The following is a 23,950-nucleotide window of genomic DNA, read 5'->3' as shown; positions in this document are numbered from 1 at the left end:
AAATCAACAGTTAACCCTCAAATAAAGGAGTAGAGAATGAATCTGTTACTGCCGAAAAAAACCATACTGGCTGGTTTTGTTGCGGCTGCTTGTGCTGTTACCCCGACCCTGAGTCAGGCGGCAGAAAAAGTGGAACAACCTAATGTGTTATTGATTGTGATGGATGATCTTGGGTCTGCGCAATTGGACTTTGCCCTAGATAATATCAATAAAGATGAATTGGTTAAGCGTCCGGTACCCGCTCGTTACGACGGCGATTTTGACCAGCTTTATGATGCGGCGAAGCGCTCGATGCCAAACATCACCCAGCTAGCCAATGAAGGCGTGCGGATGACGAATGCCTACGTTGCAACCCCTGTTTGTGGCCCTTCTCGCGCAGGTATGATGACAGGCCGTTTCCCTCATAGCTTTGGTACCTACAGTAATGATGATGCCAAACTGGGGATCCCACTTGATATCAAACTGCTGCCTGCATTAATGAACGAAAACGGCTACGCAACGGCCAATATTGGTAAGTACCACAACGCCAAAGTCCGAAAAGAGTTCATTCCTAAAGATGAACAAAGTCGTGATTACCACGATAATCAAATCTCGCTTGCTGAACCAGGCTACGGCCCTGAAGAGCGTGGCTTTGATTACTCCTACAGCTACTATGTGTCAGGTGCCGCGTTATATAACTCACCGACCGTATTCCGCAATGGAAAGAGTGCGCCAGCGCCAGGTTACCTCACTTATAACCTGACCAATGAGGCTATCCAGTTTATTGAAAAAGCGGATAAAGAAAAGCAGCCTTTCTTCATCAACTTAGCTTACAGCGTGCCACATATTCCGCTAGAACAGCCTGCACCTGCTAAGTTCATGGAACGCTTTAATACCGGTAATCTTGAAGTCGATAAGTACTATGCTCACGTGAACGCATCTGATGAAGGCATAGGTAAAATTATCGATAAATTGAAAGAAATGGGTGAGTACGAGAACACCCTGATCTTCTTCCTTTCAGATAACGGTGCCGTGCATGAATCACCTATGCCAATGAACGGCATGGATCGCGCGTTTAAAGGCCAGCGTTACCGTGGCGGGGTGCATGTTCCGTTTATTGCCCACTGGAAAGGACACCTTCCTGAAGGCAAAGCAGATAATACTATGATTTCTGCGATGGATATTTTGCCAACCGCACTGGCTGCTGCTGGTATTAAGATCCCGACAGAAATGAAAGTGGACGGTAAAGACATTATGCCCTTGCTAAAAGGCAAGGCTGAGCAACCGCACCCTTACTTGTACTGGGCGGGTCCTCGCGCACTTCACTACGATTCAAGCAATGCTGATTTTTGGAGTAACTACTGGAAATGGATCACTTACGAGACCAATGAATTCATTCCAAGCCCTTACATTGAAAAGCATTCAAAAGGGGAGTGGGCGATTAAAGATCAGAACTGGTCTTTGCATTATTACGATGATGGCAAAGGTGAGTACGAGCTTTACAACTATGCCAAAGATCCTGCGGAGTCGAAAAACCTCGCCAAGCAATACCCAGAAAAAGTGAAAGAGCTGAAAATGGCTTTTTACGATTGGATTAAAACCAAGCCAGCACCAATTGCTTGGGGACAAGATCGCTACCAAATCCTGACTGATTCTGCCAAGTAACGTGTAATTAGGCCTCTTCGGAGGCCTTTCTTTATCTGCTTCTACCTGTAAAGAGACATCCCATGCCTAAGACTATTGCTGCGACGCCGCGGCCAACCATCCCCTATGAACATCCCGATGCAGCCATGTATTTCAAGCTATTTAAGGAAAACATCGTGCGCTTGCGTCATCGCAAGTCGGCCTATCAGCAGCATGATGAAACCATTCGTAAGTTGTTCAGTAACGATGGCGCGTCACTGAAAGCGCAATGCGAAGCCTTGGTGGCTTATATCGCGGAAGCCTTTGAACATTATGCAGTATGGGATTATACCCACGCCTATTATCCCGGTCGGCCAAGCCAACAGACCGCGCGTACTGATGCTATTGAAGGCGTTAGCCGCGTGCTTCCAACCTTGGCGACTTGGCTGCATAGCCAAGAGGGCGAGTGCACGCCTTTACAAGGTTTAAACGGTAAGCCGATTGATGTGGTAAACATTATCCGCACAGCATTGCTAGCAGGGACGGATCCGAGTCATAAAGGCTATTGGGGTACATTGCACGATTATGATCAGCGGATTTGTGAAAGTGCAGATTTGGCGTTAACCCTTTGGCTGACCAAAGCACATATTTGGCAGCAGCTGGATACCCAACAACAACAGCAAATAGCCGCGTGGTTTGAACAAATTCCGCCGCTTAAAACACTGGATAACAACTGGCAGCTTTTCACCTTAACCGTGAGTTTCGTGTTGAAAGACCTAACAGGTAAAGAGTGGGTTGATCACAGTAAATATCAAAGAATAAAAGAGTTTTATGTCGGTGATGGCTGGTTCCGTGACGGCGCGAATGGCAATTACGACTATTACAATGTGTGGGGCTTTTTCTATTCTCTGTACTGGATCGATCAGATTGATCCTGACTACGACGCGACCTTTATTCACCAAGCCATGAGTGATTTTGTGGCGGGTTATCGGTACTTCTTTACCCCTCAAGGTTTGCCTTTGTTTGGCCGTAGTGCCTGCTATCGCTTGTCTGCTGCAGTGCCTTTGTTGGCCGCTGTCGATCAACAATCGAGTGCGATAGAGATAGGTGAAGCGAAACGTGCTTTTCGCACTAATCTTCAATACTTCATTTCGAATGGCGCGCTTAAATCAGGCGCACCAACCCAAGGGGTTTTCGACGATGATAGCCGCTTAGTTGACAATTATAGCGGCCCTGCCAGTAGTTTTTGGTCGCTACGCGCGTTGAACATAGCGCTTTATGTAGGCGGGCGTACTGGCTTGTGGCAAGCACAAGAGCTGCCATTAGAGATAGAAAAAGGCGATTTTGACTTTCAAATCCCAGCCATAGACGCACATGTTATCGGGACTTTCAAAACGAAAGAGGTGACGGTTTTGTTTTTGAGTGACTACACCCAAGAGCAGACGCCATTATCACGCCGTTTATTACGACAAAACCTAGCTGATAAGGCGTTGGAAGTGGTGAGTGGCAGGGCGTTAAGGCCTAAAAACAACCTTTTACGTAAAGGCATTACCTGTTACACATCGAAAATGTCACATTTCTTTTAGTTTCGTAAGTTTTCACTTTGAAAGTGTAGTGTGATCTTGATCTATTTACTTTCTTTCTTTTTCGAATAAGATTAAAGCGAAAGTTAACGAAGGTCTTTAGGGGTTTTATATGTTTTTGGTTTCATCGCGTGAAATGCTTCACAAAGCGCAGCTTGGTGGCTATGCCGTCCCTGCATTCAATATTCACAATCTAGAGACGGTACAGGTTGTTGTGGAAACCGCAGCAGAGATGCGTTCACCGGTTATCTTAGCGGGTACACCGGGCACGTTTTCTTATGCGGGTACTGACTATTTAGTTGGAATTTGTAAAGAAGCGGCCAAGCGTTATGAAATGCCCATTGCTTTACACCTCGATCATCATGAGTCGTATACCGATATTCGCCAAAAAATCGAAGCGGGTATTAAGTCAGCCATGATTGATGGTTCACACTTACCTTTTGAAGAAAATATTGAATTGGTTAAAAAAGTGGTGGCGTTCTGTCACCGTTGGGACTGCTCGGTTGAAGCTGAGTTAGGTCGTTTAGGTGGTCAGGAAGACGATCTGATTGTTGATAGCAAAGATGCCCTGTTTACTGATCCTGATAACGCCATTGAGTTTATCGAAAAAACGGGCATTGACTCGCTAGCGATTGCCATTGGCACCGCGCATGGCATGTATAAAGAAGAGCCGTGTTTAGACTTTGATCGTCTTGGCATTATTCGCAGTAAAACGGATGTGCCTTTGGTGTTACATGGCGCATCTGGCGTGCCAGATCAAGATGTTCGCCGTTGCATTGAATTGGGTATCACCAAGGTTAATGTGGCGACTGAATTGAAAATTGCCTTCTCTGATGCCGTTAAACAGTACTTCCTTGATAATCCATCAGCTAACGATCCTCGTCACTACATTGTTCCGGGTAAGGCGGCAATGAAACAAGTGGTCATCGATAAAATTCGCGTATGTGGTAGCGAAGGAAAACTCTAATACCTGCGTAACTCTGACAATTTACAAAACACTATCTTAATGCTCCTGGCTATGAATATTGGTGTTCCCCCCATCGCTAATACCATAGCCCTTTTTTTAATCTGATTCGTTAGGTCAATAAATGATGAAGATGCGACAACCCACTTCCCAAAAGAAAGTTGCCATTATTGGCGAATGCATGATTGAACTCAGTGGTAAGCCTTTTGAGAGTCAAATGCAAAGCTATGGTGGCGATACGCTCAATACTGCCGTTTATCTTTCCCGCCTTTGCTCTGGGCTAACACCTTATTACGTCACAGGCTTAGGTTGTGATTGCTACAGCCAAAACATGCGAGCTATGTGGCAGCAAGAAGGCATTGATACTTCTCTGGTACTGACGATGGAAGGCAAGCTGCCGGGGCTTTATGCCATTCAAATTGATGATTTTGGTGAGCGTAGTTTTCATTACTGGCGTAACGATTCTGCCGCTAAGTACCTTTGTGAACACGCGCAATTTAATAATGTAATTGAACAACTTAAATCGGTTGATTTGGTTTATTTGTCTGGGATCTCATTGGCGATTTTACCTGATGAAGGTAAAACGGCGCTGCTGCACGCTTTGGCTTCGTTAAAACAACATAACGTGAAAATTGCCGTGGACTCGAATTATCGTCCGCGTTTATGGCCGAATGCCAGTGATGCGCGTAAGTGGCTAGACCGTCTTTATCAACTCAGCGATATCGCGCTGGTGACAGCAGATGATGAAGACTTACTGCTTGATCAAGACAATACGCCACCAGAGCAGATTGCCGATCGCCTCCACCGCTTGGGGATTAACCAAGTGGTGGTGAAGCTGGGTGCTGACGGTGCGATGTGGTCTTGTCACCAAGAACGAGGCGTTGTGGCGGGTCAGAAAGTTGACCTAGTTGTTGATACCACAGCGGCAGGTGATTCCTTTAATGGCGCTTATTTAGCGGCGTGGTGTCATGGCATGTCTATGGCGGAATCGTGTTATTGGGGCAATGCATTAGCCGCCCAAGTGATTCAATGCAAAGGCGCGATTGTGCCCTCTAACCAAATTAATCATATAACGACAGCGATGAGTGAAGTAAATGAAAACTAATACATGGATAGATGCGTTACGTGCGCTGCGTGTGATGCCGGTTATTCAAATCGAAGATGCGAAAGATGCAGTCCCTTTGGCGAAAGTGCTGGTGGAAAATGGCTTACCTGCGGCTGAAATTACGTTTCGTACCGAAGCCGCCGCTGATGCTATCGCGCAAATTCGTGCTGCTTACCCTGAGATCACCTTGTGCGCTGGCACCATATTAACGGGTGAACAGGCTGATGCGGCAATGGCAGCAGGTGCTGATTTTGTGGTGAGTCCTGGCTTTAATCCCAATACCGTTAAGCATTGTCTAGAAAAGGGCATCAAAATTATTCCTGGCGTTAATAATCCGAGCCAAGTGGAACAGGCCTTGGAGATGGGCATTCAAGCCATGAAGTTTTTTCCTGCCGAAGCATCGGGTGGGATCAGCATGCTGAAATCGCTAACTGGCCCGTACGGTAATATCCAGTTAATGCCGACAGGCGGTGTTAAGCCTGCCAATTTAATGGAGTACTTGGCTATTCCCCAAGTCTTTACGTGTGGTGGTACTTGGATAGCGCCAACCGCCGCCATTCGCGCCAATGATTGGCCGACGATTGCAAATAATGTACGTGAAACGTGCGCGCTGCTCGGTCAAAACTTAAGTCACAGCCAAAGCCAAAATCACAGCCAAAGCGAATAGGAGCGAACAAGATGGAAAAACAAGTAGCGGTACTGTTGGCAGACGGCTTTGAAGAAGGTGAAGCGGTTGTTTTTATCGACATTATGCGTCGTTTAGATATTAAGGTGGATGTGCTGTCGTGCATGGAAACCACCACGCTGCAAAGTTATTTTGAAACGCGGATCAGTGCCGATGACACATTAGCCAATAAATGCCATCAAACTTACGATGCCGTGATGATGCCTGGCGGCCCGAAAGGAACGGATAACTTATCGGCTAACCCTATGGTGGTTGAGTTTTTGCTGCAGCATATTGAGGCCGACAAATACATCTGCGCCTTATGCTCATCAGGCGCTAAAGTGTTAGCGGCGAATAACTTGTTACAAGGGCGTAATTACACCACAGGTGGTGGCCTTGAGAAGAAGTTTGCTGATGGCAATTTTGTCGATCAAAAAGTGGTGATCGACGGCAAATTTATCAGTGGTAAAGGCTTAGGGGTTAGCTTCGAATTTGCTTTCACTGTGGCAAAAGCACTGCTCACCGACGATCCGCAAAAAGTCGATTGGCAAGCGAGCCATATTTACTTTGAGCACTGGTAAATACTATTAGATCTGTCAGCAGAACTGACGGGAGAGAAATAAGATCAAAGAGGTATATGAAAATATACCTCTTTTCTTTTGTTAAGCGGCTAACTGCGTTAATCCTCAAACCACAACTTTCTTAGCGACACTGTGCCTGCGCTGTCTGTTTCTGCACCTTGCAGTGATTTATCAAAGTTATAACTGAGAGAGTCTCGCCATAAAGGGAAGAAGATACCATGTTGAATAAGCCAGTCTTCACAACGGTGAAGTTGATTTAAATAATTCATTTCACTATCACTGGAGAGTAAGAGCTTATCGACAATATTGATAAAGGCCTCTTGCTGCTGTGGCGATAGGCAGTATTTAAATACCGAACTACAGATAAGCCATTTAAAGTAACCAAACATATCATCGTCTGAAAAAACATATCCGCCGACTGTCATGTCAAACTTAGTATGCTCAGTTTCATCATCTGAGCATATTTCAAATTTAGCCCCTTTGCTTTCGAGGTACTTGAGTAATTGAATGCGATATTTATTGGAGTGAGCAGCCAATACTCGGATCACTTGTGTTGGTTGCTTCATTTTATGGTGATAAAGGTAGACACCTTGATGCTGGTGGTAACCAACAACAGAGTTAGCGACAGGTAAGATCTTATTGGTTACTTGGTGGCAGAACTCTCTTGCATGGTGGAAAATCCATGCTTTTTCGTCCATCGAAAGTGATTGTTCACTGTTTGGAAAGGCGATGATGTCACAGCCTGTTTGGAGCGCAACTTGGTCGCAAGCAGTGAAGCCATTAGATGAATAACCATGATGGACAATATGGCCTTGGATTTTGGTTTCTGAAGTATCACTAGTCCAAAATTCAGCTTTATCGATAAAGCCGCCATACGAGAAATAGTCTGGGAATTTGGCCAATACCCATTGATGTTTGTTGTGCGACTCGAGCATGAAAGGCCCAGTACCATAAGGGATAGTACGCTCGCTCGTTTCTCGATAAATCGATGCGTTATTATCGGCAAGGATATGAAGTATTAGCGGCTGTTTGTGGGTCATGGTTAATATTACCCACGCTCCCTCAGTTCGAACATTGAGGATATGTCGATAAAGGTTCTGATAGGTATGAGGTTTAGTCATTCTATCTGTTAGGCAAGTAGCAACGTGTTCGGCTGTTAGTTTTTCGCCGTTATGGAAAAGCACATCAGAACGAAGACGGAGCCAGAGTTCATTATCTCTAAATTCATAATAATGCGCGATATGAGGGCGGATACTTTTCGTTTCGCGATCATATTTTAGTAACGTGTCGTACATTGCATCAATATAAAGCCGAGATGCTGCACGATAGGACCAAAGTGGATGCATATTTGGCACTGTGTATGGTACCAGCGTGATCAGGCTATTCTTTGCTTTTAGGTTTTCCTGCGCGACAGACAACCAGTGAGGCAAGCGCTTCCTAAAAATTTCACTGAACCCGAAAGACTCCGCATAGCGAGAGGCTTCACTCAGTTGCCCTTTGTGGCAATGTTGTTCAAGTAACAGCATTAGGGCTGATTCAAAGCTAGTGTGGAGCGTGATTTCCGATTTATTGCCACGGCCTCGACCGGGTTGCCAAGATAGCCATCCAATGTTCGCCAGTGTTTTAACCAGCTTAGCAATGTTTCGATCAGAACAGTTTAGTTGCTCAGACAGGGTAGGGATGTCTGTTTTGGTGGCTTGATGTAGTTCGTAGTGCTCGCACAGTTGTTTGAGTCGCTGCAAATGAACTTGATTAATAAAAGGTGAACTCTGGTTTCCTACCATATCATTATTACTTCCTGTTTTTTGACTAATAATAACCACAACAAAATGTGAGTACAGGAAAAAATCATGAATCCATTAAGCTATACCCTTCATACCTTGAATGCGCAGCAATTGTTAGTTGAACCAGAGAGCAGACCAACCACGGCTCATAAAAGCCACAATCGCATGGGCTTATACTTGGTGATCTTTGTGGTTGGTGTTGTATTGGCGCTGCTGTATTAGACTTCAAACTTGATGCTAAGGAGCAAGAGGTAAACAGTTGACACCAAGTGCTAAAGACTCAAACTGTGTTATAAAGTATCATTTTAAAATGAGAGTTAACTTTTCAGATGAAAAGGCAAAGCATAGCGCGAGGTAAAGATATGGGGAACTTGGTGGGTTTAAATGAAGACTGTGTTCGGGCCGAGGCTGAGTAAATGGCAAAGTTGTTGAAATTTTTGCTGGCGCTTAGCGTGATAGGGCTCTTGATATTTAGTTATTTCGGTTACCAAACATATCGAGCATTAACCTATATGAGAAACGATATGGGTTGGTTATGGATAAACAGCCAACTGATTAGCCCTGATCCTACAGCAATGCAAAGCGCCCGAACCCCACATACAAAGCAGTTAGTGTTTCGCCAAGTGGATGTTGAACGTCAATTAGCTATCTACCTAAATACCACTTACGACGGTGATTTTCTTTTTACATTCATCAAAGAAACACCATGTAGCGCTTTATCACCTTATCAAGGGATGCTGAGCGTGAACAATGAACCAAACCAACAGATCGTGTTTGATTGCCATGAACCGAATACGGTGGTTTATAGAATAGCGAAACGTAAGTTTAGTCAGCTACAGCTCACCACGCCTGATTTCGACTTTGAGTTAGATCTCAAGCAGTGGAACCCTAAAGCGCTTAAAAAAGATGACTTCATGCAGCATAATTATGAGTTCTTTCAAAAGCACACTTCAGAAAAGATTTATCCATGGAATAGGGATTAGATCCCCCTTGATGAGTAAGAGCAATCCAAATGTCTAATGTCGTTCAGTTCTCTATGTTCAGTGGTAGTAAGAAAGCCAACACTACTTCGTCCATTAAATCACCAAGCCCTAAAGCGTTAAGGGAGCAGGCTGCCTTAAAGCAAGATCACTGCTGCTATTTTTGTGGTAACCGAAAAGAACCCAAAGAGCTTAACTGGCTTAATAAGACGGGTTTTAAGGAAAAGACGCATGTTGTTTGTAGCACTTGTAGTACTGCTGCCAAGTCACGGCCAATGGATGAACTACGAATAATCCTTGCGCTGAAGGCGATGGATTTCAGAACAGTTAAGATCCAACAGTACCTTGAGTTGAGAGAAAAGGGCGTTCATATAGACGGTGTTCGAGAGTACAAGTTCTACTTTGAAACTATTGAGTGAAAATAATGGCTATCAAGGTCAAAGAGACTAAGTAGATGGAAGGTATTACAAATAAAAAGCCCCGCAATAGCGGAGCTTGATGATGATTCAATTTATTTATAGTACTGGCAACGCCGTTTGGAGTTATGCTTCCAACACTTTGCGAGGTCATATACATAAGATGGATAATCATCCCATGGGTTAGCTAGTGCTCTACCCCTAGAAGCCCTTAGTTTGACTGGATATTCTTTACACTCGATTTCATGAAGAAAGAAATAACTTTTTTCTTGTTTCGTTGAAAAGTGTTTGTGAATACTACTGCGTACGCTTGGGTAGACATCCCAACTGTAACTACATCGATGATAGCGTTTAATACGACTTCGATATTGTTGTTTTAACTTTTTCATTTACCCTCCAGGTTTACATTACCTAGAAGGGGTCCTCTGCAAAGTAGTTCATCTCGACTCCTACATGTATTGCTTAGTTAACCATAGCTTACCAAATTAGTCGCGGTGAGTAACGTTACCGCCAGCAAGCCATTTACTATTTGGTGATTAAACTAAATTTATGATTAGTCGCACAAAAAAGGCCGCTAAAAAGCGGCCTAGTAGGTATTCATTTTACGTTTTAGCAACCAATATAGGGTTGTTTTTACAAAAAAAATCAGATGTGTTGTGAGTGCTTACTCTTTACCAAACACGTTGTTTTCTTGCTCTTGAACGCGGATGAAAGTCGTTCTTTTTGTTAGCTCTTTAAGCTGCGCTGCACCTACGTAAGTACAAGTAGAACGTACGCCACCCATGATGTCTTGGATAGTTGTTTCAACTGGGCCACGGTAAGGCAATAGTACGGTTTTACCTTCAGCTGCGCGGTATTTTGCAACGCCGCCTGAGTGCTTGTCCATCGCGCTTTGTGAAGACATGCCGTAGAATTTCATGAAGGTTTTGCCATCTTGCTCGATGATTTCACCGTTACTTTCTTCGTGACCTGCTAGCATACCGCCAAGCATGACGAAGTCTGCACCGCCGCCGAATGCTTTAGATACATCACCCGCACATGAACAGCCGCCATCACCAATGATGCGACCACCAAGGCCGTGCGCAGCATCTGCACATTCAATGATTGCAGAAAGCTGAGGGTAACCCACACCTGTTTTAACGCGTGTTGTACATACAGAACCTGGGCCGATACCTACTTTAACAATGTCGGCACCCGCTAGGATAAGTTCTTCAACCATGTCGCCAGTAACCACGTTACCTGCACTGATGACCTTGTCTGGGAATTCAGCACGTACGCGTTGTACGTACTCAACTAAATGCTCTGAGTAACCGTTCGCGATATCAATACAGATGAAGATAAGGTCGTCTGAAAGGGCCATGATGTCTTTGGTTTTTTGGAAGTCGTTATCCGATGTACCTGTAGACACCATTGCGTTGTTAAGGACAGATGCGTCGTTGTTTTTCACAAAGCCAGCCCAGTCTTCAACGGTGTAGTGCTTGTGAATAGCTGTCATTACATTGTGGCTAGCAAGAGAGGCCGCCATTTCGAAGCTACCCACTGAATCCATGTTAGCAGCAATAATTGGCACGCCTGACCATTGACGACCGCTATGCTTGAATGTAAACTCGCGGGTTAATTCAACTTGAGAACGGCTTTTTAGGGTTGAGCGTTTTGGACGAAACAGTACATCTTTAAAACCTAACTTCAAGTCTTGTTCGATACGCATGGTAATTTCCTTCAATGTAAATCGAATTTTGCTCTCAATCTTTCTGTCGTTGGCAGACAACAGATAGATATCTGACGAGCAGGCACAAAAAAACCGGAGCGTTGGCAGACGCTCCGGTTTTCAGCATTATAGGGCGATAAAAATTATTAACAAGCCTGATAATTGTGTTTTTTTTGTGATACCTTTACAAAGATTAAATCTACAGAAATCCTCTTTTCTTCGTACGATTCTTGTCAAAACAATCGAAATTCTTGCTGATTACCTTCCATTATTTCCAAATTATTGCATAATCTTTGCTATATAAAGATCGATGAATTATCGCCATTTAAATTTTGAATGCATGCTTAATGATCATTGCTTGTCGTGATTATTATTGGTTTGTTTTTCAGTGATGACGTACAGTTGGGTTTAGGCTAAACATTGCTAAGTAGAAGAAAAATAAAGAAAATATTTCCGTTAGACTTTTACGGAGAAGACAGTGGTTGGCGATTTATTATTCGTGCTCAAACACCACATGAAGTATTAGAGGCGATGTATTGGCGTGCGTATATTTCGTGCCATCGTAAAGAGGTGGATTTGTTGCACCTTGCGACAGATAAGTTCAATTATCGCTATAACTATTCCACGGGTGAGACTTCAGATCTGCACTTTGGTGGTGGCAATGCGCCGATCCGCGTAAATATGATGGGGCCTATTGTGCCTATATCGACCATATTAGAAAAAGTCGCCAGCGGTGATTTGATCAAATCGGAATAAGCGGCAAAATAATGCTTATAAAATAAATAAGAGAGGCACTGCATAGTGCCTTTTTTATGCTTTGTGTTTGGCGAAATATTTATTCAAATTGATTGTTATTTTTAAGTGATTTGCAGCACACAGGCATTATCTATTTGAGTTATTTACATTAAATAGGCTAAGGTAAAGAAAAAGCCCTTATAAAAAGGATTGCCTATGTCGATGAAAATATGGGGCACAGCCTTGCTGTTGGTCGGAAGTATTGCTTCTGTTAGTGCGGCGACCTTGCCAAGGTTAGACGGTAAATGGCAATGCCAATCATCAGAAGCAAACACAGAAAATGAAAAAAGCTGGGTTATTTATGATTTTTCTGAGCAGGGGATGGTGAAATCGCAAGAGTGGATCCAATATAAAAAGCAACGTAAAACGCAGCTAGAATATAATTTATTCGTAGATTACCGCTTTACAAAAAAGGGCGATGACTATGTGTTAAAGCCTGTAAAATTGAGCCGAGAGATCATTGCTGATCCGCTCAATATTGATCCTTTCAATGCCGAACAACGTCGTGATCTGACGGGGTATCGTATTTTCTTTAAGCCAACGTTTGTAAGCAGTAACAAAGCCAATTTTGAAATGTGGTATCACATTACGCCCGATCACCATTTCACTATGGCCTGCAAGCAACAAGCGAGCTAGCACCAAGCTAACTCATGACTAAAAACGGTCGCGACACCTAGTGATCAACTGGTACATTCTTTCGTGATGTACAGATTGAAAAGGTGTCGCGACCGTTTTTTGTTTTCAGCTATAAATTCAGGGATATGGTTTCACGGCTGCGTTCTAGCAATCGTTGTTGATACTGCTTAGGTGTCAAACCGCGCTGACGCTGAAATGCTTTAGTAAAGCTCTGTGGGTGGGTATAGCCTAACAGTTGGCTTATTTCTTCTATTGGCTTGTCTGCTTGCATGTACTGAATCGCAAGATTACAAATCACATATTGGGTGATATTACTAAACGTCCAACCAAAATGGTGGAGGCGTCGTTGTAGTTGCTGTTTGGAAAACCCGAGCTTTTCAGCCACAAACTCTATATTCGGTACGCCGTAGCGCCGTGAGTAGTTGACTAACTCGAACATGACTTTAGCGCTATCGTTGGGTTGCGGTATGTTGAGCATATCATCCAGTTGTAGGTTGGAAACCACCATAGGTCGACTGATCGAAAAAGCCCGTTCGCTACCATGGCGTAGGATTGAGAGATCAATCCATACCTTGGTCATAGGTGCATTCCATTCAATCGCACAGCCAAACCACTTTTCTGCTTGTTGGCGGTGAAGTGGATTATTTCCAGTAAGGGCACTGCTAATTTGCACTTTAAGAGGTGCGTAGCTGTTACCCATATAGTGGCGTAGCGCTTTGATCATCATGGTCGCTACTCGTAAGCTGTCTAAGCATCGTGCTTGTTGGCGAGCATAAGGTGAATCATAACTCCATTTCATGATTTTACCCGATTGCTCACCGTGGTACGTCGCTCCTGAGTGAAGGCACGATACGCCGTAGTTGATCCGTCTGACAGCGAGTGCCAAGTCAGGGCTGGATAAATACCATTCCCCTAAACTTCCCATTTGACTAAAGCAGAGATCTGGCGCAATGGTCAGTATAAATGCAGGGTCACCTGTAAGCTGCGCAATTTTCTCTAGCCATGCCATAAAGTCATTGAACGGTACCAAGGCCATAGGTTCGCTCATGAGGCTCTCTGGAATACCAATTTGCTGAGTCGTAATACCGTAATGTTTTTTTACTGCATTTAAGACAATCTGTAAGTAAGTGATACGAATAAAGCTTAAATCAAACATGCTAACGGTACTCTCAAGCAAAAGCGGTGGGTTAATTGTATCAAAAATTAATGGTATTTAATTCGATCTACCCTAAATTAATGCAAACCTCACATTTTAGATGACACTCTCTGCAACAAAAAAATAAACCGATAAATCGGAGAATGTTAATGAGCCTTTTTAGTATGCCTTTTGTTGATAGTGGGGTAGATACCGCACTACATGTCATTGCGAGCGTTGTGTTGATTGGCACAATCGCTGCGGCGGGATTTGGATTTTGGCGACTTCATGAATTACCTATTCAGAAAGCGCACAGTAAAGAACATCATCAACTTGGATTAATTACCGCCTTAACCTGGATTGGTTTTGTGTGGCATTGGGTGTGGGTGATTGCCGTTGTTATCGCTTTTGTTGATGGTGAGCAAGCGCTTCGACGAATTCGAGATATTTGGAAAGGAGACACGCCATCACAACAGCCTGTAGCATCGGTGGAAAAAACTGAAGCTGTAATGTCGACGCCAAAGCAGGAGACTGAGCATGCTTGAAGGTTTAGCTGTATGGGCGCTGTTCATTTACCTGCTGCGTATGGTGGGCATGCCGTGGAATAAATTCACCAAGAGTTTTGCCTACTTAGGGGGGTCTGGCTGGTTGCTGTTTGTTTGGGTTGGTTTAATTACGTTTGCGCCAATGGATTTATCGGGCGGGTCGTTAGTGCAATCTCCTCATGTGCAGTTGCGTCCATCCACCACGCAAATTAAAGGTAAAGTTACGGCTATTCATGTTCGTCCAAACCAACAGGTGGAAAAAGGGCAGCTGATTTATGAAATTGATGACGAACCTTTTACGATTGCACTGAACGTGGCACAAGCAAAGTTAGATTCAGCGCATGTGGCATTGGATATGGCAAAAGAAGACATCGCAATTAATCAGGCGAACTTCGAAGCTGCCAAAAAAGACATAGAAATATCACAAAACAAGTTAGTTGCAGCGCAACAAGATCTGAAATGGAAGCAGACAACGCTTGATCGCTATCGTGAGCAAAACCGAGTGGTAAAACACACGATCACTGAAAGCATGATGGATGAGCAGAACACCGCGGTACAGGTGGCGAAAGCGCAGAAAATTACCGTTGAAAGTCAGTTAGAAAAAGCTAAGTTAGCGGTGAATAAAGCACGCTTAGCCATTGATAAATCGAAGCTAACAGTGAATAGCCGTGAAGTAGATGTGACATCGCAGCAAGAGAACGTGGCGCAAGCACAATGGAACCTTGAACAAACCAAAGTGTATGCGCCGACCGATGGTTACTTAACCAACTTTATTATGCGTGAAGGGCAGTATGTTGGCTTAATGCCACGTATTCAAATGTATACCAACGAAAAATACGTGCTGATGCGTGTGAACCATCAGGCTATTCGTAACGTAAAAGTGGGACAGCGCGCAGAGTTTGCTTCTGCGGTTTATCCCGGAAAAATCTTTAACGCCGAAGTAGAAGGAATTATTGAAGCAACAGGTGAATCACAGGGCAGCCTTTTGGCTCGTGACGATAATGTCCGCCAGATAACAGGTGCAAATGTCGCGAATAAGCACCACTTTGTACGTCTGAAGTTGGATGAACCACAAGGGTATGACATGCCCGTCGGCTCTGTTGGTCTGGCTTGGATAAGCGCAGAGAAACCGATCCCTTTCATGGGCTTCTTGGATGTTATTCGAGGCATTATTATTCGAATGAAAGCGCAAATATACTATGTGTGGGCAATGTAATAACTAACTGTAACCCTGACAAATCAATGGTTGTAACCAGTTGAAAAACAATAAAATACAGATAAACAGTTAAGGGTTATTCATTACATTTAGCACAAAGAGTAAACCAATGGCGATGCTTGGTCGCCACTTTTTCTACAGAAATCACTTTGCTGTAGTTCGGCTGTAACCCTTTTAAGGCTGGGGTTACAGCTTTTTTTTGCCTGATGCTTGCCGTTATTACTATCAGCAATGACGCGATATGATCTTATGCGCTACTTGGTTGTGAGATCATTGCTATCCACCTTTGAGGCTTTTTTAAAGTGTGTGGCGAACTTTGCTATTTGCCATGAACGCAATTGGCGAAGGGCTGGTTTTTCGAGTAATTGGTAGCTGGCGGTTGAGATGGTGAGTAACACGGCAGTGTAAAGCACTAAGGCCAAAACTAATGCTCCTATACTGCTTTGTTGATACCACCATAGAGTGAAGTTGGGGGCGAGTTGGTTTGTTATTTCAACACCAACGAGCAGTAACACTGAGTGCCAAAGGTAAACCGAGTAAGAAATATCACCGAGGTATCGGGTTAATTTATTATCGAATAAACGCATAAACAGTGAGCCGCTTTGTGTGTGGTTTGCCCCGCAGAAAACCAACAGCGAGAAGAGCAGGTAAACCCCCAAGATTTGTATTATTTCGAGTTTATGGTGCAAGAGCAGCCCCAAACTAATAACCAGAGTAAACAGTGTGAAGTCATGGCTGAAAAAACGCTTAATATTATGCGGTAAGCGGATAAGGCACATCCACGCCCCAAGTGAAAATCCACATAGCCCCCGTAAAAAAGCGGGGATCCCTGATGTTAAATCGATTGTGCCTGTGGTTGAAATAAGCCCATAGAGCAGGAAGAAGACCAAAATAGGTAGCCAGCTACTGCGCTTCGCGTTAAAAGACAGTAGCGCCAAAATAATCGGAAACATCATATAGCAAAGCCATTCCACACTTAACGACCAACCAGGGAAGTTCCAACTAAGTGCTTGGCTGGTGAGAGATTGCAGTAAGAATAGGTTAGCAAACAGAGTATCACTGGTGTTGAAAGGGCCTTGAAAAGCGGGAATACCAGCCAGTCCCCAGCTGTTAAGTAGCTCTCCCCCATAAAAGCCAATGCCGTAGAGGTATTTAACGCTTTCCCAGACAAGTAGCAATAGCAGTGTCGTGAAAAATAGTGGGTAGATACGACTAAACCTAAGCCACATAAAATGCCGCCATTTCGCCATTGTACAGCCTTGTTGAAAGCTGTCACGGTAGGCATACATCATAACAAAACCACTGAGGATGAAGAAAATATCCACCCAGAGATAGCCATTTTCTAGAAACAGGCTGATGTTGGCTATGTCTTCTTTCCATTGTGGAAAAAGGACTAAGCGGGCATGGAACAAGGCAACAAAAAATGCTGCAAAACCGCGAATTGATGTCAGTAAAGGTAATTGACCTTGCATGTGGTTCATCCTTGATGAATACAGTCATACTAACTTATCGAGGTAATTTACCCAGATTGGCTAAGTAGCTGTAATGAAATATCAGCCAAACCATAGCACTGGCTTGTCGCTGCAAGTGTGATGCACCAACTGTTTACCTGTGTTGAGTTATGTTGCTTGTAGCATTTGCGAAAGAGGTAAAAATTTAGATTAACTGTAGCTAAAACGAAGATTAAGAATCCTTAATGAAGCATCGATTAATCTTGGCGAAGTTTATTCGCGAGCGAGATAGGTGTTGGGTAGTGCTTAACAACCCAATAGGTTGAAATGACAAAGGTGCATAGGGTGGTACTTTGAATGAACATCATCCCATTTGCGCTGAGTAAGCCATTATTAATGGCCGAATAAGCCAATAACAGTGAGAACTCACTCGCTTGGCTAAGGCGAGCACTGAGCTCTTTTCGCATGGTTGGTTTTTCGTTTGCGATACCGAGAGCTTGTTTAAATCCCCATTGTTTTAACACGATGAGTAAAGCCCCAAACCCGAGACCATAAAGGGTGTAAATATGGCCAGTAAACAGCTGCATTTTGGCACCAATCGCAAAGAAAAACAGGATTAAGAAAAATTCTCGCAGGGGTTTTAAATGCTGAGCGATAGCTTGCGATACTTTGCTAACAGCAATCGACAGTCCGGCGATAAAGGCACCACTTTCATAAGATAGACCGATTTGATGACCAATTTCAGCCCACAATAAACACCAGGCGAGGGTGGTGATGAAGCTGTATTCTTGAATCACATCAAATTTGCGAAATAGCGCTAAAATGACGTATTTCACCCCCATAAATGCCAGTAAACACAATAAAATAGCCTTTGCGATAAGCAATACAAAAGCCGCTAATAGGGTTTGTTCGCTGTCCATGCTGAGCAATAAAATCACGGTTATTGCCAGTATATCTTGTACCAGTAATACACTGGTCATGACTTCCCCCATGCGCTGGTGGTGAAGGGTAGTGGTAGGGATCAGTTTTAAGCCAATCACAGTGCTAGAAAACATCAATGCTGCTGCTGCGATCAAGGCATCCATTAGCGCGAGTTGAATGGTGAGGGCGAAAATCAGCGTGCAAATGAAAAAGAAGCCGCACGTGCCTAAAGTGACTAAAGCACTCTCTTTAAACAACGAAACCAGTTTCCGAGGTTGAAGGTTCAGCCCTAATAAAAAGAGTAACAGTATCACCCCTAAATGACCGATTTGGCTGATATTTTCAGAATTTTTAACCCAGCCAACCCCGTATGGGCCAATGATCATTCCTGCTGCGATATAAGCCAAGATAATTGGCTGACGTGCATATAAAAAAACGGTGCCAAGTATCGCAGAGCTGATCACTATGGTGCAAAGCTCAAAAATGACGAGGGCGATATCCGTTGGCATAGTGGATTAAATGGTACTGTTTGTGTGGGTAAAAGGCGGTAGATCATGCGTGTTGATCCATGCTACTGCTTGATGAAGTCGCATCATAATGACATCTCCCATGTATTGGGCTCTTTAAAGAATAAGACGCTTTCACCATTTCTTCTTGTTTAATCCGCTAAATCCTTTCGGGTTGTTGATCTGGAATAAGCGGCGTTTCACTGTCGGTTTATGAATATTTGCCAGCGTTTTAAAAGAGATTAGGTGGTTATAATATTAATAATCAAATACTTAATGAAGCACGTAGTTAACAATGCTGTGTTTTAATGACATGGAATGCTCAATCTGGATGATCCAACTACTCTAATTTGAAGTGTTAGTCATTAGTTTTAAATATAGAGGAAAAGGTGAAATAACCGACCAACATCACTTGGCAAGACCCGTAAAATAATGAATCCTAAATGTAGCACATATGTTAACGCTGTTGTGGTTGGCATGTGGAAAGCATCGCAAGGATAAACTTTGCTTGAACGTTTAGGAACTACTAATGAACGTAACATTGGAACGTACACTTCAATTGACTCAGTTGAGTGGTAAAGCCGTTAACGATCTCTCATCGTCGTTTAACGATTTAAATTCGTATTGCCACAGATGCCGCTGAAACACAGGTTGCACCAGAAGGGGGGCATCAAGATGGTTTGCTCCGTATCGGTATGATGCCTTACAACACCAAACAAGAAATTGACCTGTTATTTGAAAACCTTGCACCGTTTTTACAAAAAAAGGGTTAGCGACACCTATAATAATTACACCTGAGTTTCCCCCAAAACTGTCACAGGCTCACCTTAGCTTCCTAATAAGGAGTAGCTAGCAGAGTATCTACTAATGAAAAGGGCTAACTATCTAGTTGGCCCTTTTATTTTACCTTTTAGACGTCACTTCCCGTCCGCAAACATGCTGTAATTTACTTTTGTTACTTGAATTGGAATGTATAATTAACTGAGATAGATAACGAAAGAGATAACGCTATGCTTAAATATATTGTCATTGCCCTTATTGGGTTAGGTGTTTACCTAGGTGTGACATACAAAGATCAAATCGAAGATGTGACAAATTCACGTCCGATGGAAGAAGTGCAAGACATGTATGAAGATGCTAAAGATCAAGCGGCAGACAAAGCCGATGAACTTTCTGATAAAGCAGACGAGTTATCTTCACAATTGAAAGACCTTACTAAGTAAGCATCTGTCGTCATTCGCCTTGCGATGAACTGATATAAAAAAACGGCAACCTCATGAGGTTGCCGTTTTTGTTTCTGCTTCGTAGAGCGTATGACGATAAGTTATACCGTCTGTGCTGAGGCTTCTTTTGCTTCGGCTGCACGGCATGCTGCGGCAGTGAAAATAACGTCTGTCGAGCTGTTTAACGCAGTTTCTGCTGAGTCTTGGATTACACCAATGATGAAACCAACGGCAACAACCTGCATCGCAATCTCATTAGGGATACCAAATAGGCTACATGCAAGCGGGATAAGCAGTAATGAACCACCCGCTACGCCCGATGCACCACAAGCCGATATCGCAGCAACAAGGCTAAGCAGCAGTGCAGTTGCAACATCGACTTGTACGCCAAGCGTATGAACAGCAGCCAGCGTCAGTACTGTGATCGTAATTGCCGCACCACCCATGTTGATCGTTGCGCCTAGCGGGATAGAAACTGAGTAAGTATCTTCGTGTAAGTCTAAGTCTTTACATAGCTGCATGTTCACTGGAATGTTCGCGGCAGAACTACGGGTAAAGAAGGCGGTAATACCACTTTCTCGTACACAGCGTAGTACGAGCGGGTAAGGGTTTTGTTTGGTTTTTACAAACACAATGATTGGGTTTACAACAAACGCAATGATTGCCATTGAACCAAGCAATACACCGAGAAGCTGTGCGTAACCTGCTAATGCCGCGAAGCCTGTTGCGGCAAACGTGTTTGCAACTAGACCAAAAATACCAATTGGCGCTAGACGGATAACGAAACGTACAATTAAGGTGACGCCGTTCGACATGTCATGGAAGACTTGTTTGGTGGCATCGCTTGCTTGGTGAAGCGCAAAACCTAGGGCAATAGCCCATGCCAAAATACCAATGAAGTTACCTGTCATTAGCGCATTGATTGGGTTATCAACGACCTTAAAGAGTAAGGTATTAATAACTTCAGCAATGCCTTCTGGTGGCGTTGCGTTAGTACTGTCAGCAACAAGCGTCAAAGTGGTTGGAAAAAGGAAGCTCATTGCTACAGCGGTTACCGCTGCCATAAAGGTACCCAATAAATACAGCACGATGATCGGCTTCATATTGGTGTGTGCACCTTTTTTCTGGTTAGCAATCGATGATGCTACCAAAATAAAGACAAGAATGGGGGCGACAGCTTTTAGGGCGCTAACAAAAAGGCTACCTAAGAAACCTGCTTGAGTTGCTGATTCTGGGCTGATAGTTGCGAGTAAAATACCGGCAACAATACCTACGATGATCTGGATAACCAGACTACCATTGGCGACTCGGGCGAGAAAGGGTTGTGTTTGGCTCATAATACATCCTGCATTTTTATATTTGTCGAAGCGTTTTATCTTGCTTCCGAAACATTTTTTAACAGGATCTAAGACTGATTGCTAGTCATCTTTTTAGAAACTACTATTTAACACGTGATTAACCATGTTTTACCTTTGATTATTGAGAACAAGGCATAAGCAACAATGACAAGGGGTAAGGCGCGGTTTGATATGTATATTTGCATGATGAATTGTTAAATGTGGCTGGGTGACAGCATTTTTACGTGTATAAAAATGTTTAAAAAGCAGGCTACTTGTAACTAAATGTAACTGGAGCCGATTTGGGGAACTGCTTAAATGCAGCAGAAAGCAGAAGAGCTAATGAATGAATTTGAGGTCATGTTATCTCAATAAATCACGATGTAAGTGACCACTCATTGTGGCCACCTACACTATTTATTGATGTGTTTATTCCGTGGTATTTACTTACTATCCTGGCTATTTTTTGACGGAATCAGCGATGCTAATGCGTTATTGGTTGAGGCTTTAGCTCTGCACTTATTGGCTTTCTCTAATAATGAAATTAACGTTTTGTTATCCCAAGTGTGTGAGCTTGCACTGTAATGCGCTTTCATCATGGCATGTACTTCTGTAGCCACTTGTTCGATATAACTAACTTGATATTCACTATGCTGCCATTGTTGATAGTAAGATTGTACTTGGATTGGCTGGTTAGCCTTAACGGCAGTGAGTAAGTTAGACAATACCTGCTCTTGGCTTGATGGCGTTGAGCCGTGTGTTTTGGTCTCTTGCTGGTGGGCGGAGACATGCGTCCGATTGCGCTGACGAGCTTTTAACCAGAACCCTGTAGTCAGTAGCCACAGCGATGTTACGATAGCGGTTAACCAAGGCCAAAATCCCGCGTCTTTTACCGTTTGTACTTTTACAACCTCAGCCGTATCACTGTTTGTTTGTGATGCCGGTGTTTTGAGGAGTGGCAGTTGAACATTGTTACTCAGATCGCCTTCTTTTACCTTAATTGCTAGCCCTTCAACACGTGTGGTTTGTTGTTGATTGGATTGAGTATTCCACCAATTAACAGTTAGAGATGGTAAATCTAATGGACCGACTTCACGCGGAATAATTACTTGCTTAATAACCATGCGCGTGTAGCCGTTATCTTGGCTATATATCGGTTTCTCGCTGTACACTCGTACAGAGCGAGGGTAGTCGATGTTTAAATTAGGCATGCTGCTTTGTGCAACGTTTTTAATGCTCAGCGTTAAGGTGCGTGTTATTGGATCGCCAACCCGTGCTTCGACTGAGTTTGGTTGCCATGTTTGCTCTAATTGTAAATCGGCGGTGGGTAGCCATAAGCCTTGGTAGTTTTTAGGCTTGGGTTTTACCGTTAAGGTAATATCATCGGCTTGTTTTTCAAAAGGCACGCTTAATGTAGAGCCAAAACCGCGGCTGCCTTTTACTATGCTGGTTTTGAATTGCGCCCCTTTTAGAATGATATCGCCGCTTTTAAAAGGCGTTAGTTGATATTTGCGCGTAATTTCAATGTAGCGGCGGCCATTCAAAATACGCTCAGCCTGTTTGTCTTCTCCTTGCTGAACAATGTCGATGCCGTCGGCTTCAGGTGCGACAAGTGCGGCTTGATCCAGTTGTTCCGCAATTAAGATCCTAACGGTAAGTTGCGCACTTTCCCCGACATACAAGCTTGGTTTATCCAAGGTGCTGCTTAGCTTGATGTTAGGCTCATTGCTAGTCGCGGCATTAGCTGATTTGAGCACTTGTAGTTCAATCGGCTCACTGGCTGTTGCGCCAATACGAAAGCTAGGAATCGTAATGTGACCTATGTTTTTAGCTGCAATCGCAATACGCCATTGTGTACTGCTTGATAGCGTACCATTGGTGTAGGAATTATTGCTGCTGACACTTGGTCGACCGTAGGTAAAGTTATCTTCTAGGGCTGAGAGATCCAAAGAATTTGGATTAACGTTGCTGTCGATGGCAATAACAAGCTGGAAGACTTCATTCACTGCCACAATGTTTTTCGATACGGTGGCTTCAACTTGTGCAGCTTGAACCGATACCGACAATAAGGCACATAGACCAAGCAGTAGCCGTAGTGCATAGCTGCGGGCGAGTGACGCTACCCCTGAGAAAAGCGCAACCTGATGTTGCGACTGGCTAACATTTTTCATTCTACTTACCATGAGTTTTCAGTTGCTTCAGGCGCCTCTTTTTGGCGAGCCTGTAGAATAATTTGAGCGCGGATCAAACCACCTGTGTCATCTGGAATTTGCTCGAGCTTTTTCAAAATAGGATTACTGGCAGACAAGGCGTTGTTTTTGTCCGTTGGATTTTTTTCATCCATGTTTTTGCCATCCGACTTATCACTTTTCTTCTCTTGCGATGCTTTTGCCTTTTGTTTGGCTTGGGCTTGGTCAGATTTTTCTGATTGATCATTTTCTTTAGATTGTTGCGCCTCTTGCTGATTTTCTTCTTGATCACGAGAAGCTTGCTGCTTGTCGTTATTCACTTGAGAAGGTTGAGGTTTATCAGCTTTACCCTCTTGTTTTTCTGACTGTGGCGAAGAGGGTTGTTGATTATTTTGGCTTTGATTAGCATCTTGCTGATTCTGCTGATTCTGCTGATTCTGCTGATTCTGCTGATTCTGCTGATTCTGCTGATTCTGCTGATTCTGCTGATTCTGCTGATTCTGCTGATTCTGCTGATTCTGCTGATTCTGCTGATTCTGCTGATTCTGCTGATTCTGCTGATTCTGCTGATTCTGCTGATTCTGCTGATTCTGCTGATTCGCTGATTCT

21 protein-coding genes and 1 pseudogene are annotated in these 23,950 nt (G+C 43.7%); 14 read left to right on the top strand and 8 right to left on the bottom strand.

All coding sequences use genetic code 11. The features are described 5' to 3' along the window. Positions 1-36: 36 nt before the first annotated feature. The 6 genes from L4C35_RS15340 to L4C35_RS15315 all read left to right on the top strand — a co-directional run bounded on the left by L4C35_RS15340 (position 37) and on the right by L4C35_RS15315 (position 6,499). A complete protein-coding gene (locus L4C35_RS15340) occupies positions 37-1,644 on the top strand; it encodes a sulfatase family protein (RefSeq protein WP_261858669.1) in 1,608 nt (535 codons plus the stop codon). Between the two features lie 62 nt (positions 1,645-1,706). Continuing rightward, positions 1,707-3,188, top strand: coding sequence for a DUF2264 domain-containing protein (locus tag L4C35_RS15335; protein ID WP_428463715.1), 1,482 nt, complete (start codon positions 1,707-1,709; stop codon positions 3,186-3,188). Between the two features lie 109 nt (positions 3,189-3,297). Then, entirely contained in the window at positions 3,298-4,152 is an 855-nt protein-coding gene (locus tag L4C35_RS15330; protein ID WP_048897505.1) for a tagatose bisphosphate family class II aldolase, read from the top strand. A 130-nt stretch (positions 4,153-4,282) separates the two neighbouring features. Beyond that, positions 4,283-5,254, top strand: coding sequence for a sugar kinase (locus L4C35_RS15325; protein WP_428463852.1), 972 nt, complete (start codon positions 4,283-4,285; stop codon positions 5,252-5,254). After that, positions 5,244-5,921: a bifunctional 4-hydroxy-2-oxoglutarate aldolase/2-dehydro-3-deoxy-phosphogluconate aldolase gene (locus tag L4C35_RS15320; RefSeq protein WP_428463714.1), complete on the top strand. Its 678-nt coding sequence runs from the start codon at positions 5,244-5,246 to the stop codon at positions 5,919-5,921. The genes L4C35_RS15325 and L4C35_RS15320 overlap by 11 nt, the downstream gene beginning before the upstream one ends. An 11-nt stretch (positions 5,922-5,932) precedes the next feature. After that, entirely contained in the window at positions 5,933-6,499 is a 567-nt protein-coding gene (locus L4C35_RS15315) for a DJ-1/PfpI family protein (protein ID WP_428463713.1), read from the top strand. A gap of 98 nt (positions 6,500-6,597) precedes the next feature. On the opposite strand, the gene L4C35_RS15310 is transcribed toward L4C35_RS15315, so the two are convergent. Next, positions 6,598-8,283 (bottom strand): SgrR family transcriptional regulator, encoded by a 1,686-nt coding sequence (locus L4C35_RS15310; protein ID WP_428463712.1) that lies wholly within the window; start codon positions 8,281-8,283, stop codon positions 6,598-6,600. Between the two features lie 66 nt (positions 8,284-8,349). Between L4C35_RS15310 and L4C35_RS15305 the strand changes: the two genes are divergently transcribed. From L4C35_RS15305 to L4C35_RS15295, 3 genes are all read left to right on the top strand, one after another. Further along, entirely contained in the window at positions 8,350-8,505 is a 156-nt protein-coding gene (locus tag L4C35_RS15305) for a hypothetical protein (protein ID WP_428463711.1), read from the top strand. A gap of 290 nt (positions 8,506-8,795) precedes the next feature. Further along, on the top strand, positions 8,796-9,266 hold the full coding sequence (locus tag L4C35_RS15300) for a hypothetical protein (RefSeq protein ID WP_428463710.1): 471 nt from the start codon (positions 8,796-8,798) through the stop codon (positions 9,264-9,266). Between the two features lie 29 nt (positions 9,267-9,295). Beyond that, complete coding sequence (locus L4C35_RS15295) at positions 9,296-9,682, top strand: hypothetical protein (RefSeq protein ID WP_428463709.1); 387 nt, start codon at positions 9,296-9,298, stop codon at positions 9,680-9,682. Positions 9,683-10,343: 661 nt separating this feature from the next. On the opposite strand, the gene L4C35_RS15290 is transcribed toward L4C35_RS15295, so the two are convergent. Beyond that, positions 10,344-11,387, bottom strand: a complete 1,044-nt coding sequence (locus L4C35_RS15290) for a GMP reductase (RefSeq protein WP_428463708.1) — start codon at positions 11,385-11,387, stop codon at positions 10,344-10,346. 420 nt (positions 11,388-11,807) lie between these two features. Here L4C35_RS15290 and L4C35_RS15285 point away from each other — a divergent pair, with 420 nt between their 5' ends. Together L4C35_RS15285 and L4C35_RS15280 are read left to right on the top strand one after the other, a co-directional pair. Next, positions 11,808-12,143, top strand: a complete 336-nt coding sequence (locus tag L4C35_RS15285) for a hypothetical protein (RefSeq protein ID WP_428463707.1) — start codon at positions 11,808-11,810, stop codon at positions 12,141-12,143. A 195-nt stretch (positions 12,144-12,338) separates the two neighbouring features. After that, positions 12,339-12,818: a hypothetical protein gene (locus L4C35_RS15280; RefSeq protein WP_428463706.1), complete on the top strand. Its 480-nt coding sequence runs from the start codon at positions 12,339-12,341 to the stop codon at positions 12,816-12,818. Between the two features lie 109 nt (positions 12,819-12,927). On the opposite strand, the gene L4C35_RS15275 is transcribed toward L4C35_RS15280, so the two are convergent. Next, on the bottom strand, positions 12,928-13,974 hold the full coding sequence (locus L4C35_RS15275; RefSeq protein WP_428463705.1) for an AraC family transcriptional regulator: 1,047 nt from the start codon (positions 13,972-13,974) through the stop codon (positions 12,928-12,930). A gap of 149 nt (positions 13,975-14,123) precedes the next feature. On the opposite strand from L4C35_RS15275, the gene L4C35_RS15270 reads away from it, so the two are divergent. Together L4C35_RS15270 and L4C35_RS15265 are read left to right on the top strand one after the other, a co-directional pair. Further along, positions 14,124-14,498, top strand: a complete 375-nt coding sequence (locus tag L4C35_RS15270; protein WP_428463704.1) for an MFS transporter — start codon at positions 14,124-14,126, stop codon at positions 14,496-14,498. Continuing rightward, the gene (locus tag L4C35_RS15265) at positions 14,491-15,714 is read left to right on the top strand and encodes an HlyD family secretion protein (RefSeq protein ID WP_428463703.1); all 1,224 of its coding nucleotides are present in this window, start codon (positions 14,491-14,493) and stop codon (positions 15,712-15,714) included. The genes L4C35_RS15270 and L4C35_RS15265 overlap by 8 nt, the downstream gene beginning before the upstream one ends. Positions 15,715-15,968: 254 nt before the next feature. On the opposite strand, the gene L4C35_RS15260 is transcribed toward L4C35_RS15265, so the two are convergent. Both L4C35_RS15260 and L4C35_RS15255 read right to left on the bottom strand, forming a co-directional pair. Then, a complete protein-coding gene (locus tag L4C35_RS15260; protein ID WP_428463702.1) occupies positions 15,969-17,186 on the bottom strand; it encodes an acyltransferase family protein in 1,218 nt (405 codons plus the stop codon). Positions 17,187-17,422: 236 nt separating this feature from the next. Beyond that, the gene (locus tag L4C35_RS15255) at positions 17,423-18,595 is read right to left on the bottom strand and encodes a cation:proton antiporter domain-containing protein (RefSeq protein ID WP_428463701.1); all 1,173 of its coding nucleotides are present in this window, start codon (positions 18,593-18,595) and stop codon (positions 17,423-17,425) included. Between the two features lie 1,007 nt (positions 18,596-19,602). Between L4C35_RS15255 and L4C35_RS15250 the strand changes: the two genes are divergently transcribed. Further along, on the top strand, positions 19,603-19,815 hold the full coding sequence (locus L4C35_RS15250; RefSeq protein ID WP_428463700.1) for a YtxH domain-containing protein: 213 nt from the start codon (positions 19,603-19,605) through the stop codon (positions 19,813-19,815). A gap of 101 nt (positions 19,816-19,916) precedes the next feature. On the opposite strand, the gene sstT is transcribed toward L4C35_RS15250, so the two are convergent. From sstT to L4C35_RS15235, 3 genes and pseudogenes are all read right to left on the bottom strand, one after another. Further along, the gene (sstT, locus tag L4C35_RS15245) at positions 19,917-21,152 is read right to left on the bottom strand and encodes a serine/threonine transporter SstT (protein ID WP_428463699.1); all 1,236 of its coding nucleotides are present in this window, start codon (positions 21,150-21,152) and stop codon (positions 19,917-19,919) included. Between the two features lie 443 nt (positions 21,153-21,595). Continuing rightward, a complete protein-coding gene (locus tag L4C35_RS15240) occupies positions 21,596-23,323 on the bottom strand; it encodes a BatD family protein (RefSeq protein ID WP_428463698.1) in 1,728 nt (575 codons plus the stop codon). 5 nt (positions 23,324-23,328) lie between these two features. After that, positions 23,329-23,950: pseudogene (locus L4C35_RS15235) on the bottom strand (hypothetical protein); the annotation flags it as partial.

The sequence above is a fragment of the Photobacterium kagoshimensis genome (assembly GCF_050337045.1).
GTDB lineage: Bacteria > Pseudomonadota > Gammaproteobacteria > Enterobacterales > Vibrionaceae > Photobacterium > Photobacterium kagoshimensis.
The sequence above is the reverse complement of the archived record's forward strand: the minus strand, read 5'-3'. Positions and strand labels throughout refer to the sequence as shown.